The sequence below is a fragment of the Rhizobium tropici CIAT 899 genome (assembly GCF_000330885.1).
In the GTDB taxonomy this organism is placed as follows: Bacteria; Pseudomonadota; Alphaproteobacteria; order Rhizobiales; family Rhizobiaceae; genus Rhizobium; species Rhizobium tropici.
On record NC_020062.1, the window covers coordinates 1,757,116 to 1,770,870 of the forward strand.

The following is a 13,755-nucleotide window of genomic DNA, read 5'->3' on the forward strand; positions in this document are numbered from 1 at the left end:
GCTTTTCGCTTTATTCTCTGTGGATTGAATTGGAGGCTAGATCAATACGAATACAAACTCAAGATAAAATTGCATGCAATTTTGATATCTGGATTTAATGCAATATCTGTGCGATACGAAGCCGAACTGCATTCAGGCGAAAGAACCGCGCGCAATGTCTACGAATCTCAGCAGAAGTGATGCGATTTATGGCTCGCTGCGCCGGGCAATTCTCGAGCAGGCACTGAAGCCGGGCACCAAACTGCCGGAGGATTCGATAGGCGACACGTTCGGCGTCAGCCGTACGAGTGCACGCAATGCGCTGCTGCGCCTGGCCTCCGACGGGTTGGTGGAAATCAAGCCGAACCGCGGCGCCGCAGTTGCAATGCCGACGCTGGAAGAGGCAGTAGAAGTGTTCGCGCTGCGGCGCTGCCTAGAGCGCGAGGTGATAGAACGGCTTTGCAAGCGCATTCCGCGCGATGGCGTCGACGCCCTGATCAGCCACGTGCGCGAGGAGGAACGGGCGCTTAAAGCATCGTCTCCGCGCTCTATTCGTCTTGCCGGGGAGTTTCATATCCTCCTGGCCGAATTGACGGGATCCAAGTTGTTGATCGACTTCATCAGCCAGATCGTGTCCCGCTCGTCATTGATCCTTGCCCGTTTCGGCCGGCCGCATTCGGCAGAATGCGGCATCGACGAGCATATCCAGTTGATCGAAGCATTGAAACGGCAGGATCTCGCCAAGGCCGCCGAAATCATGGATCACCACCTGCACGCGGTGGAGGATCGCGCCAAGGCGGATGATAGCCACGAAGGACCGGATATCGGCGAAATTCTCAGCCGGTATATGGCGACGTCCGACTAACTGTGTCGGGAAATGCAGCATCTATATCTAGAGCGCGTCGAAATCGGATAGTCAGCCGCCGAAGCCACATTGAAGGATGTGACTTCGGCGCATGCTTCCGTCCGCGTCGCAGCGACTTGCGCAGGACGATCTGCCCATCCGCGCAATAGCGCATTGAAAACCGCGACAGGCGCGGGTGCATGATCTCAGCGAGTCATGGAGGTACTTCCATCATCGCTCAATAACGTGACAACTCCTGAGAACCGGACTACCTTCAAATGAGCGTTCGCGAAAGAGAAAGTCTACGATATACTTTTGAAACTTGGTTCATCAATTTCGTCCGGGCAACAAATGACGTTTTCTGAAGCTGAAATTAGAGAACTTTCGGATATTATCGGATTTATCTACGAGACGGTCCTTGATGAAGATATCTGGCCGAAGGTTCTGGAGCTGGTATGTCGATTTGTGCGAGGAAAAGCGTCACGAATTTACTGGAGGGACGGAAGCAGACCCGATAGCGAAACGTTTTATTCTTGGGGATTTGATCCAAATTTTCTGCAGATCTACACGAAAAAATACCTGTCCCTCAATCCCATTTATCCAGCGTCAATTTTCATTAATCCGGGAGAGATCTTTTCGGCAAGCGACCTCGTTCCGGTTCACGAATTCCAAGCCAGCCGATTCTTTAGAGAGTGGGTCGCGCCTCAGGGTTTTTTTGACGCGGCGATCTTCAACATCCAGCGTCACAAGACAGGTGCGGCCGCCTTCACTATCATTACCGATAAGGATTACGGCCTGGTAGACCACGAACTGCGCGCAAGGTTAAAACTCCTGGTCCCGCATCTTCAGCGCGCCGCCCTTATCGGTCGAGAGGTGGGCAGGCACCGGCTACGTTCAGGGTCACTCGAGGCGGCGCTCAACCAAATTGAGGCGGGCGTGTTCATTCTGGACGCCACCGGACGCCCGGTCTGGACCAATCAGGTAGCCAACACCTTGCTTGCGCACGGCGATCTCGTTCGCAACAGCGTTCTCGGGCTCGGCCTCGCCGGCCCAAGCGCCGACCGATTACTCCGGGAAAGTTTGGCGGCTCCCCTCGAACGCCCAGAAAACTTGCTCACACCAACACCGGCCCTCATCAAGATGAAGGACAGCGAGGGTATTGAATGGCTAGGCTACCTGATGCGGCTTCTGCCACAGTCACAAACGCAGGTGGCTTTTGATCAGGTCGGACGATCCGCTCACGCTGCCCTGTTCGTTCGGCGGGTAGAACCAGCAACGGCATCGGGGGTCGAGGCCGCAGCTAAGCTGTACGCGCTCACGTCGGCAGAAGCGAGGGTCCTGCAGGCAACGCTGGAATTCGACACGGTAGCAAAGATGGCGGACGCTTTGGGCGTCGCACCCAGCACGGTTAAGACGCATCTGTCCTCGATATTCGGTAAAACAGGTGCCTCGCGACGAGCCACCCTTGTCAAATCGGTCATGTCTCTCCAGCGATGAATCCTAGAGCAGCTGAGTTTTTCACGGAATCTCCGAGCCGCTCTATCTCTTTGTTGTCTCGCAATTCCGGACGGAGAACCGCTTCCGCACTCTTCCTGGAATTGCTCTAAGTATCTTCCGACAGGTCTGGAATCTTTCTGGTCTCGCCAGCCCAGGGACGCGCAATTTTCTGCAAACTCCGCGGATGGATCCACCAAACGATGGATACAGCTTGGGCGTTGCCCCTGATATGGCCGGCACCGGTGTCGTCGACGGTAATGAAGGGCGCCGAGACCAGCCCGGCGTGCACGACAGTGGGCTTCGATACCTCTCACATATGGACACCTCGGTTAGAAGCGGGGAGCCCGCCGCACATGCGAAAGCTCCTTTCTAGTGCTTAATCGCGATGCTCCGGCATTGCCTTCAGCTGGTCCTTTGTCCAGGAAGTCACGCCATGGATCTCGCCGCTTTCGTCGCGCATGAAATCGAGATCGGTCACTCGAACGGACACCGGCTTTGCGCCGATACCAAGGAAGCCGCCAACGTCGATCACGACGCTGCTGCTGATGCCGGCTCCATGCACGTGGTCAACCGTGCCAACCTTGTGATCATCAGTACCATAGATCGATGCGCCTTCCAGATTAGCCTGTGTGAATTCTTCTTCGGTCAGTCGTATGTGGTTGCTATGATCCATGAGTTATTCCTCCTTTAGCTTCGGGTGTAGCGTCGATTAGCGATGTGATTGGCCTTGCGTTCCTGTGTGTCCGTGTACCTGGATTGATTGCCACTGGGGCTTGGCCTTTCCTTTTCCGTTCATCAAAAGAACGAACGGCCATGCGAAAGCTTTGTTCCGGAGGGCGCAGTTCGGAAGTCAATCCCTATGATCGACCTCTACCAGCGAGTCGACCAAACTCCCCTGGAAACGCTTGGCGTTTGGCATTTAATCGGGTCCTGCTCACTTTGCGTGGTTAAGAGATCGCTCGTAGTTGCGCCGCTATGGGCTGGCATGCGACCAAAATCGAAATGGTCGCCTGGTCCGGGCATCAAGGTTAAGAGCATGGTAATCGGCGAGGAAGGCTGTTGGGCTGTGTCCGCTTGCGGACCATCCTAGGGCATATGCCCGGATTGCCGATATTGCGCCCGGCGAAGCCGACTGCGCCAAGGCGTTTCAGGCGCCTGCTCATGCGGCACCAGGTGCCCACGCCGTTCCTTTTCCCAACGGCGGATGTATCGGGGACCCTCAGCTCTCGAATGATCGTGGCGACTATGCATGAGGGATATCCAAAACGTTTTGACTTGACTCCCAAAACGTTTTGGAGAATCCTTTGCGCCATTCGGGAGGACGATCTTGGCAAATCTCAAGCAGCTCGCACAGTCGCTCGGACTGTCGATCACCACGGTTTCCCGCGCACTCGACGGTTACGACGATGTCTCTGCAGCAACCCGGAAGCGTGTGAGAGAGGCTGCAGACATGGTCGGCTATCGCCCCAACGCGTCGGCGCGCAGGCTGAGAAAGCAACGCGCCGAACTGGTTGCCATCACGCTGCCGAGCGACCCCGGCCATATCGGTCCACCGCATTTCCTCGATATGCTCTCCAGCTGTGCTGAGCATCTTGCGAGTGCCGGCCTCAATCTGGTCATCGCGCCTGTGCCACGCGGTGAAAGCGAACTCGATATATGCCGTCGTTTCGTTGATGGCCGCCGCGTCGATGCCATGCTTCTCGTGCGCACCAGGCGGCAGGACGAACGCGTCGAATTTCTCCAGTCGCGCGGCATTCCCTTCGTCACCAATGGACGCACCGAAAGCCTCGTGCCGCATCCCTATATCGACGGCGACGGTTTTGCCGGGTTCCACGCGGCAACGGTCCGTTTTCAGGCCGCCGGCCACCGCCGCATCGGCCATATTGCCGGGCCGCAGGACTATTACTTCGCGCATGTGCGCCGCACGGGCTGGAAGGCCGCGATGGACGAGGCAGGTCTGGATGCCGATCTCTGCGCCGAAGGCGTGCCTACGGAACAGGGCGGCTATCTCGCCGCACTGGAACTGCTCCGGCAGCCTTCGCGTCCCACCGCCCTCGTCTGCTCCACGGACGAAATGGCGATCGGAGCGCTCAGAGCGCTACGCGAAATCGATGGCGGCGACGCGATCAGCATTGTCGGTCACGACGACCTGCCGACGGGCGCCTTCACCAACCCTTCCCTCTCGACCATGCGCATGACCGGCGAAAACCTCGGCGCGAGCTTCGCCTCGCTGCTGTTGCGGGCGATCGCCGGCGAGCCTGCGGAGGAACTGCAGGAGCTTCACGCGATCGAATTCATCGATCGCGACAGCCATCGCCGTCCGATGAAGGCGGCATGATCCGACACAGTGCATCACAGATAAAAACAATGAAGGAGGAGAGAATATGAAACGCATCACGTCATTCGGAATTCTGGCTTCCACTGTGCTGGGCTTTGCTTCGCCGGTGCTTGCCCAGACGGTTTTCGTATCCACCCAGCTTCGCCCGATCGAAGAGGCGACCGTCGTGCGGCAGGACCTGCTGAAGGATGCCGGCAAGGTGGATTATGTGGTCGAGGAACCGCCGCAGTTCGCCGTACGCATGGAAGCGGAGGCCAAGGCCGGCAAGCACACCGTCAGCCTGATCGGCGCGCTGCACGGCGAGCTTTCACCACTCGCCGACAAGGATCAGCTCGAACCGCTTGATAATCTCGCTAAGAAGCTCGCTGCCGACGGCATGCCGCAATCGCTCCTCGATCTCGGCAAGCTCGGCAAATCCATCCAGCAATACATTCCGTGGATGCAAGCAACCTATGTCATGGCCGCCAAGAAGGAAGCCCTGCAATACCTGCCAAAGGGCGCCGATATCAACGCCATCACCTACGATCAGCTGATCGAGTGGGGCAAGAACATGCAGCAGGCGACGGGCCAGCCGCAAATCGGCTTCCCGGCCGGTCCCAAGGGCCTGATGGCACGTTACTTCCAAGGCTATTTCTACCCATCCTTCACCGGCGGCGTAGTGCGCACCTTCAAGAACGCCGATGCCGCGGCAGGCTGGGAGAAACTCAAGGCGCTCTGGACCTATGTAAACCCCAACTCGACCAATTACGACTTCATGCAGGAGCCGCTGGCCGCGGGTGAAGTCATGGTCGCCTGGGACCATGTCGCCCGACTGAAGAATGCCATTTCCGCCTCGCCGGACGACTATGTCGTATTCCCGTCTCCGGCCGGCCCCAAGGGCCGCGGATACATGCCCGTTCTCGCAGGCCTTTCGATCCCGAAGGGTGCCCCGGATGCGGCTGGCGCGACGAAGATCATCGAAACACTGACGACCCAGAAGATCCAGCTGCTCACCGCGTCCAAGGTCGGCTTCTTCCCGACGCTGAACGTCCAGTTGCCACCGGATCTCGACAAGGGCGTAGCACTTCTCGCCGGCGCCGTTACCAAGACCCAGGCGGCCAAGGATGCCGTGATCTCGCTTCTTCCAGTCGGCCTCGGCGACAAGGGCGGCGAGTTCAACAAGGTCTATATGGACAGCTTCCAGCTGATCGTGCTGCAAAACCAGCCCGTCGGCGACGTGCTGGCCAAGCAGGGCGCCGTCATGGCCAAGCTGATGACCGATACCAAGGCTCCCTGCTGGGCACCGGATGCCAAGAGTGACGGCGCCTGCCCGGTTCAATAATCCTCCCTGGAGTGCCTGGGCGCGAATGCCCGGACATTCTTTCTGCAACCCTGCTTTTCGAGGCGGGAGTCCATGACCCAAAACCGACCCTGGATCCCCTATCTGCTGATCCTGCCATCCGTCGTTTTCCTCGGCCTGCTTTTCATCGTGCCGCTGGTGCAGACGATCTGGCTGGCGGTCTCGGATGACGGCGCGCCGTCGCCTGCAAACATGCAGCGCATGGTGACGGACATCAATTTCATGCAATCGGTGCGCAACACGTTCCTGCTGACGATCGTGGTCGTACCGGTCCAGATCGCCATCGCGCTCGCCATGGGCACAATGGTCGCCAAGATCGGCCGCGGGCGGGAGACGATTCTGTGGATTTGGACGATCCCGCTCGGCATTTCGGATCTCGCCGCCGGCCTCGTCTGGCTGTCGATCCTTCAGAATACCGGTTATTTCAACTCGCTGCTCTTCAGCCTCGGCGTGATCAGCCGCCAGGCGAGTTGGCTCTCCTACCAGACGCCGGTTGCGCTTTTCATCGCCATCGCGGTGGCGGAGATCTGGCGCGGCACGGCGATCGTCATGGTCATCATCGTCGCCGGCCTCAACCAGGTGCCGAAGGAGTTCAAGGAAGCCGCCGAAATCTTCGGGGCCGGTCCCTGGACGCGCTTCTGGAAAATAACGCTGCCGTTGATCCGCCCGGCGCTGCAATCGGCCCTCATCCTGCGCACCGTGCTCGCCTTCGAGGTGTTCGCAGTCGTATATGCGCTGGGCGGCCGTAATTTTCCGGTTCTCGTGGGCGAAGCCTATAACTGGCAGAACCAGAACCAGAATTACAGCGTCGCGGCCGCCTATGCGGTTCTGATCATGGTCATCTCGCTCGCCGCAACCCTCGTCTATCTCAAGGCCTTCAAGGTCGACCCGGAGCGCCTGCCATGAGCACACAAGCCATCAGTTCCGAAGCAGCCGCCACCGCCAATCCCGCAAGCTTCGTTTCATCGCGCCGCTGGTTGCTCTGGAGCGGTATCGCCGCGCTTTGCGCCTGGGTTCTGGTGCCGATCTATCTCGTGGCGCTAGGCGCATTCGGCGGGCGACAGGGCGTCTACATCTGGCCGAAGACCGGCCTGCCGACCGGCATCTCGCTCGAACCCTTCATCCTCTTCCTGCAGACGGAAGGGGTCGTCCGCTCCTTCCTCAATTCGCTGGGCGCCGCAGGCATCACGGTCGCCCTCTCCATCCTGCTCGGGGCGCCCGCGGGCTATGCGCTCGCCCGCTACAATTTTCCGGGCAAGGACAGCTACCGGCTGCTGGTCCTGCTGACGCGTGCCTTCCCGCTGGCGATCCTGGCGCTGCCGCTCACCGTCTCCTTCATCCGGCTCGGCCTTTACGATACGATCGTCGGCGTCGGCCTGATCCATACGGTCCTGGCGCTCCCCTTCGCTGCTCTGGTGACCCAGGGCATTTTCCTCGGCGTCCCGAAAGAGCTGGAAGAAGCCGCATGGGTTTTCGGCTGCACCCGCATCCAGGCCTTTTTCAAGGTCGTGGCGCCGCTCGCCTTGCCGGGCATCGTCGCAACGGCCGTCTTTGCGTTCGTCATCTCGTGGAACGAAGTCTTCGCCGCCTCGGTGCTGACGGTGCGCAACCGCACACTGACGGCCTATCTGCTGACAGTGCTTTCTGAAAGCCCGATGCATTACCGCTTCGCCGGCGGCCTGATGCTCATCCTTCCCTCGGTTGTCTTCATCTTCGCGGTCAGGCGCTACCTTTTCGCGATCTGGGGCATTTCCTCCAAATAACGGGACCAATTCCATGGCCAATATTGTCATCGACCGTGTCCGCAAGAGTTTCGGGGCATTCCAGGCCCTGAAAGAGGTCTCGCTGACGATCAACGACGGTGAATTCGTCTCGCTTCTCGGCCCGTCCGGCTGCGGCAAGACCACGCTCCTGCGCATCATCGCCGGTCTCGAAACCGCATCCGGCGGCGATGTCCGCATCGGCGACAAGTCGGTCCTCGGGCTCGCTCCCAGGGATCGCGGGCTCGCGATGGTCTTCCAAAACTACGCGGTCTTCCCGCATATGACGGTGTACGAAAACGTCGCCTTCGGGCTACGCATGCAGAAGGCAGACGAGGCGCGCATCAAGGCGCAGGTCGAAAAGGCCGCCGGCCTGCTGCATATCGAACAGTATCTCGACCGTTATCCGAACAAGCTTTCGGGCGGCCAGCGCCAGCGCGTCGCCGTTGCCCGCGCGCTTGCCGTCGAGCCCAAGGTACTCCTCATGGACGAACCGCTCTCCAACCTCGATGCGCTGCTTCGCCTCGAAATGCGCACCGAACTCAAGACGGTGCTGCAATCGGCCGGCACGACGACGATCTACGTCACGCATGACCAGACGGAGGCGATGGGCCTTTCCGACCGCATCGCCGTCATGCACGGAGGGATCGTCGAGCAGGTCGGTTCTCCGGTCGATGTCTACAATCATCCCGCAACGCGCTTCGTCGGTGGGTTCATCGGCAATCCGCCGATGAACTTCATCAAGGTACCCGTCCTGAACGGCCAGGTCTCTGCCGGTATCGAGCAACTGAATGCACCGCAGGAAGCCGGCAGGGAGATCATCCTCGGCCTGCGCGGCGAGGCGGTCGAGCTTGCGGGCCTGCCGGAGGGCCTCGAAATGAAAGTGCGGGTCGCCGAACCGATGGGCTCGCACCTGCTCCTGACCGGCTCGATCCACGATCAGCCCGTGCGCGTCATTCTGCCTGCCTCCGAAACCGTTGGGAGCGGCGATACGATCGGCCTGAAGCTCGATCGCAAGCGCATCACCTGGCTTTCGCCCGAAAGCGGCCAATCCTTTCCGGCCGTGATGGCCTAGGGGCGTCCCACCCCAATACCGGAGTACCGACATGAACCTGCATATCGATCAAGCCAAGCGTATTCTCGTCGCCAACGACCGCGGCGGCTATACGGTGCCGACGGACCGGCTCTATCCCTTCCAGTGGAACTGGGATTCCGCCTTCGTCGCCATGGGCTTCGCGCTCTACGATACGGACCGCGCCTATCGCGAACTGGAGCGGTTGATCGAGGGCCAGTGGGCGGACGGAATGATCCCGCATATCGTCTTCCACCAGCCGAGCGATACCTATTTTCCAGGCCCGAGCGTCTGGCGTACCCGCCATACGATCCCGACCTCCGGCATCACCCAGCCGCCCGTTTTCGCCATCGCGCTCCGCAAGCTGCACGAAGCCTCCGGGGACAAGACCCGCACCCTGCCGCTCTATGAGGCGGCCCTGAAATGGCATCGCTGGTGGTATGCGGCTCGCGACCGTGAAGGGACCGGCCTCGTTGCCCTGCTTCATCCCTGGGAAAGCGGCAGCGACAATTCTCCCGCATGGGACGTCGCGCTCGCACGCGTTCCCACCACCACCGACACGCCGGTCGTACGCAAGGATACCGGCCACGTGAACGCTTTGATGCGTCCCCGCAACGAGGACTATCAGCGCTTCATCCACCTGGTTGATACCTATGCCGCCTGCGGCTGGGAGCCCGCCAGACAGTGGGCGAAGGCCCCCTTCAAGGTCGCCGAGATCCAGACCACCGCGATCCTGCTCAAGGCCGGCGAAGACCTCGAAGCGCTCGCCCGCGAATTCGGCCGCCTGGAAGACGCGTCCGAGATCGCCGCGCTCAATGAAAAAACTCGTAACGCGATCCTCGCCCAGTGGCGACCCGATCTATCGCGTTTCGTATCACGCGATCTCGTTTCGGGCTGGGATATCGAGGCACCGACACAGGCGGGCTTCATCCCGCTTCTGTCGCTCGATCTCGACCAGGCGGTCGTCGGCGCTCTCGTCGATGAAATGAAGGCATGGTCCAAGGGGATGAAAGTCGCCTTCCCGACAGTAAAGCCCGGCATCGCCAGCTGGGAGCCGAAACGCTACTGGCGCGGCCCGGCCTGGGCGATCATCAACTGGCTGCTGATCGACGGCCTGAAGCGCAATGGCCGCGTCGACGATGCCGAGAAGCTGCGCAAGTCGACCATCATGGCGATCGAGGCGGAGGGTTTTGCCGAATATTTCGACCCGGTCACCGGGGAAGGCTGCGGCGGCCTTGGCTTCTCCTGGACGGCTGCAGCTTATATGTGGCTCGCCGCGTCGTAAATTTAGGTGCCGGTCGCGCCACGCATAAATCTTAGATTGTGCGAGCAAATCAAGGCAGTAGATGCAGAGACACTCGCCGGTAAACTGAGCTCAAGCCACCACCGGCAAACTTGGCGAAGCCCGCAAGCGGGCTATGTCGCGCGCCGGCGGTTCTCCAAAGTGGCGGCGATACTCGCGAGTGAACTGCGACGGGCTTTCGTAACCCACGCGGAAGGCGGCGGTCGTGGCGTCGATGTCCTGGACCAGCATCAGGCTGCGCGCGTCCTGGAGCCGCAGTTGCTTCTGGAATTGCAGCGGCGTCATCGCCGTCACGGCGCGAAAATGCTCGTGCAGGCTCGACGGGCTCATGCCAACTTCCGTGGCAAGCCGCTCGATGCTGAACGGTTCCCGGAAGTTCTGCCCGATCCACGCAATGGCGCGGCCGATTTGGGCCACCCGTCCCTGGCTGGAGGTGATCTGGCGCATCCTCGCACCGTCCGGGCCGGCGAGCAGGCGATAGAGAATTTCCTGCTCAGTAAGCGGTCCGAGTATCGGCAACGCTGCCGGATCGTCGAGCAGAAGCAGCAGGCGCAGCACCGCATCGAGCAGACTGGCGCTGGCGTCGGACACCGTCTTGCCTATGGGCCGAGCGGGCGCTCCCGGTGGCGGCGACACCTGCAACGCCAATTGTCCCAACATGACCGGATCGAAATCGAGGTACAGGCATAGATTGGGCTTGTCAGGCGTCGCCTCGACCACCTGGCCCGTGACCGGTAGGTCGTAAGTCACGACCCCGTAACGGCCCGGTGCATATCTGAACACGCGGTCGCCCAGCGTAACCTCCTTTTGCCCTTGGGCGACAAGGCATAGTTGCGGCCGGTATACGTTCGGCATCGGCATCGTCACCGTGGAGGATCGAGCAAGCGTCACACGTTCGAGTGAGGTGGCGTGGAAGCCATCCTTCGAGGCGTGCCGAGCAATTATCGCAGAGATTTCGGTCAGTATTTCCATGAAGCGGACCATCGCACGCGTGCGGGAGAGCAGCAAGGCGGATCGGCGCGGCTTCTGGAGGATTGGGCAGTAAATGCGGCGCATCGGGCTAACGGTTCAGCATCGCCACCCATCATAGTGTCTGCAGCGCCTGAGTCACAGCGAACCTGGCTGCGGAACAAGTATGGAGCAAACATGACAATCGATAATCGGAAGACCCCACGGTCGCACTGGGCACCTGGGCCTGGGGCGACAACGGCGAGGCTGGCGACGGCTACTTCGGCAGCCGTCTCACGCAGGTTGGCCTGGAAGAGGTCGCGGAAAAGGCGCATGCGGCCGGCTTTACCCTGTGGGATACTGCCATGGTATACGGCATGGGCCGTTCAGAGACCATGCTCGGGAAGATACTGGAGCGCTACGCTCGCAGCGACTACCAGCTCTCCACGAAGTTCACCCCGCAAGCGGCAGGGACCAGTGATGATCCGGTGGCGGACATGCTGGAACAGAGCCTGTCGCGCCTCGGCACCGACTACATCGACCTCTACTGGATTCACAATCCGGCCGATGTGGCGCGGTGGACTCCGCGCCTGATACCGTTGCTGAAGAGTGGAAAGGTCAAACATGTCGGCGTTTCGAATCACAACCTGAGCGAAATCGAACTCGCCAACCGGATCCTCGGGGAAGCCGGATTCCAGGTCGATGCCATTCAGAACCACTACAGTCTCCTCTACCGCAGCTCCGAGCAAGCTGGCATTCTGAATTACTGCCGCAACCGAGGTATCCCGTTCTTCGCCTATATGGTGCTCGAACAGGGCGCCCTGACCGGCAAGTACAGTTCGGACAATCCGCTGCCGGAAGGCACCAATCGGGCGCAGGCTTACAATGGCATGCTGCCTCGGCTGAAGCCTCTGACGGACAAGCTCGCCTCGATCGGAGAGAAGCAAAGTGCGGCAGCGCCCGATGTCGCGACGGCATGGGCCATCGCCAAGGGCACGACACCCATCATCGGCGTCACCAAACCCCATCATGTCGATGGTCTGGTCCGAGCCGGCAGCATCACCCTTACCGGCGCCGACATCGCAGAGCTGGAGGCCCTCGCGGACGCCACTGACGTGAGCACCCGCGGCTGGTGGGAAAAAGAGATGTAGAGCTGAAGCGGCCGCTGTCCGAAGATTTCGGAGCCGCTCCGAAGGCGCTCCTCGCTCGCACGGAAGAGGCCGTGGTGCGAGCGGCCCAGATAGGCCGCTGCAATCGGTGGCTGCAGGATCTATTCGGCTGCCACCACATGCCTGCTTTTCAGCACTGCGATCGAAAGGAGAAGCACGATGGCCGAGCAGATAGCGATGACGACCACCATCGGTCTCGCCGTACCGTCCATAAACATACCGCCGATGCCAACCACCAGCGCCGATGTCATGAACTGGACCGTCCCCATCATCGCCGAGGCCGTGCCAGCGATGCGGCCATGGTGTTCAAGCGCCAGTACCGCCGCATTCGGCACGATCATTCCAAGGAAGGCGTAGCCCGCAAACAGGAAGGCCGCCATAATGTCGAGGCGATCGACGCCACCGACCATCACGACAGCCAGCGCCAACATCGTCAGCGCATAACCCGAAACCGCACCGCGAATGACCTTGCGCAAACCGATCCGGCGGGCAAGCCAGCCGTTCATCTGCGACATGCCGATGAAGCCAACGGCATTCACCGAAAACACGACGCTGTAAAAGCTCGGAGAAAGCCCGTAATGGCCGATGAGTACGAAGGAGGAGTTGGCGACATAGATCATGTAGCTCGACATGCCGAAGGAGGCCATCAGCACCAGACCGAGATAGTACGGGTCCTTAAGGAGTGTTCCATAGGCCTTCAATGCCCCGCCGAGGCTGCTTTCACTGCGCGCCGCAACCGGCCGGGTTTCCTCAAGGAAAAAGCGGCCCGCGACGAAGCCGACAACGCCGGCGAAGACCATGACCCAAAAGATCAGTCGCCAGTTTCCGAACATTGTCACGATGCTGCCCGCGAGCGGCGCCAGAATGGGTGAGATGCTGAAGACCAGCATAAGCCGCGACATCAGTTGCGCGGCGGCGGCCCCCGTATGCAGGTCGCGCACGATGGCGCGGGCAATCACGACGCCGGCACAGGCGCCTGTGCCCTGAATGAAACGGAAGGCGACCAGCCAGCTAATATCGTTGGAGAGCGCGCAACCGATTGCGCCGATGATATAGAGCACCAGACCGACATACAGAGGCCGCTTGCGGCCAAACATATCCGACAATGGACCATAGACAATCTGCGACACGGCCATGGCGGCGAAGAAGGAGATCAGGCTTGCCTGAACTGCATGGGTGTCAGCGTGAAGATCCAGACTGATCGTCGGCAACGCGGGTAGATACATGTCGAGGGCAAAGAGACCCACGGCTGAGAGAATGCCAAGGACGATGGCATGGTGGGAGCCGCCGGCCCCGAGGGATGAAACGGAATCCTTGCTCTGCACGGAAGAAACCTTTCCCGCACACCATTCCCCGGACGAAACAAAGTCTCATACAAAAAGCATGTGACGGGGATTGAGTGGGCGATTATAGATGGGACAGCGGAAAGACGGAGATGGTTCCAACGCATGGCCCGTCATTCCTGTAAAATATTTTGGACAGTATTGTCCAATTGGTCAAGTCCTA

General features: G+C 60.2%; 11 protein-coding genes and 1 pseudogene. 9 read left to right on the forward strand and 3 right to left on the reverse strand.

Annotation, left to right across the window (positions count from 1 at the left end; genetic code table 11):
* Positions 1-154 precede the first annotated feature (154 nt).
* Complete coding sequence (locus tag RTCIAT899_RS30165) at positions 155-844, forward strand: GntR family transcriptional regulator (protein ID WP_041678483.1); 690 nt, start codon at positions 155-157, stop codon at positions 842-844.
* 294 nt (positions 845-1,138) lie between these two features.
* Positions 1,139-2,320, forward strand: a complete 1,182-nt coding sequence (locus tag RTCIAT899_RS30170) for a helix-turn-helix transcriptional regulator (RefSeq protein WP_015343635.1) — start codon at positions 1,139-1,141, stop codon at positions 2,318-2,320.
* A 376-nt stretch (positions 2,321-2,696) separates the two neighbouring features.
* On the opposite strand, the gene RTCIAT899_RS30175 is transcribed toward RTCIAT899_RS30170, so the two are convergent.
* Complete coding sequence (locus tag RTCIAT899_RS30175; RefSeq protein ID WP_015343637.1) at positions 2,697-2,993, reverse strand: PRC-barrel domain-containing protein; 297 nt, start codon at positions 2,991-2,993, stop codon at positions 2,697-2,699.
* 654 nt (positions 2,994-3,647) lie between these two features.
* On the opposite strand from RTCIAT899_RS30175, the gene RTCIAT899_RS30180 reads away from it, so the two are divergent.
* From RTCIAT899_RS30180 to RTCIAT899_RS30205, 6 genes are all read left to right on the forward strand, one after another.
* The gene (locus tag RTCIAT899_RS30180; protein ID WP_015343639.1) at positions 3,648-4,658 is read left to right on the forward strand and encodes a substrate-binding domain-containing protein; all 1,011 of its coding nucleotides are present in this window, start codon (positions 3,648-3,650) and stop codon (positions 4,656-4,658) included.
* 46 nt (positions 4,659-4,704) lie between these two features.
* A complete protein-coding gene (locus RTCIAT899_RS30185) occupies positions 4,705-5,979 on the forward strand; it encodes an ABC transporter substrate-binding protein (protein WP_015343640.1) in 1,275 nt (424 codons plus the stop codon).
* A gap of 72 nt (positions 5,980-6,051) precedes the next feature.
* Positions 6,052-6,903 carry a carbohydrate ABC transporter permease gene (locus tag RTCIAT899_RS30190; RefSeq protein ID WP_015343641.1) on the forward strand — a complete coding sequence of 284 codons (852 nt, stop codon included), beginning with the start codon at positions 6,052-6,054 and terminating at the stop codon, positions 6,901-6,903.
* Positions 6,900-7,760: a carbohydrate ABC transporter permease gene (locus tag RTCIAT899_RS30195; RefSeq protein WP_015343642.1), complete on the forward strand. Its 861-nt coding sequence runs from the start codon at positions 6,900-6,902 to the stop codon at positions 7,758-7,760. Before RTCIAT899_RS30190 ends, RTCIAT899_RS30195 begins: the two co-directional genes overlap by 4 nt.
* A 13-nt stretch (positions 7,761-7,773) precedes the next feature.
* Positions 7,774-8,832 (forward strand): ABC transporter ATP-binding protein, encoded by a 1,059-nt coding sequence (locus tag RTCIAT899_RS30200; protein ID WP_015343643.1) that lies wholly within the window; start codon positions 7,774-7,776, stop codon positions 8,830-8,832.
* Between the two features lie 31 nt (positions 8,833-8,863).
* A complete protein-coding gene (locus RTCIAT899_RS30205; RefSeq protein ID WP_015343644.1) occupies positions 8,864-10,114 on the forward strand; it encodes an MGH1-like glycoside hydrolase domain-containing protein in 1,251 nt (416 codons plus the stop codon).
* 90 nt (positions 10,115-10,204) lie between these two features.
* On the opposite strand, the gene RTCIAT899_RS30210 is transcribed toward RTCIAT899_RS30205, so the two are convergent.
* Complete coding sequence (locus RTCIAT899_RS30210) at positions 10,205-11,104, reverse strand: AraC family transcriptional regulator (RefSeq protein ID WP_041678484.1); 900 nt, start codon at positions 11,102-11,104, stop codon at positions 10,205-10,207.
* Positions 11,105-11,278: 174 nt separating this feature from the next.
* Here RTCIAT899_RS30210 and RTCIAT899_RS30215 point away from each other — a divergent pair.
* Positions 11,279-12,231: pseudogene (locus tag RTCIAT899_RS30215) on the forward strand (aldo/keto reductase).
* 119 nt (positions 12,232-12,350) lie between these two features.
* On the opposite strand, the gene RTCIAT899_RS30220 reads toward RTCIAT899_RS30215, so the two are convergent.
* Complete coding sequence (locus RTCIAT899_RS30220) at positions 12,351-13,574, reverse strand: multidrug effflux MFS transporter (RefSeq protein ID WP_015343647.1); 1,224 nt, start codon at positions 13,572-13,574, stop codon at positions 12,351-12,353.
* Between the last annotated feature and the right edge of the window lie 181 nt (positions 13,575-13,755).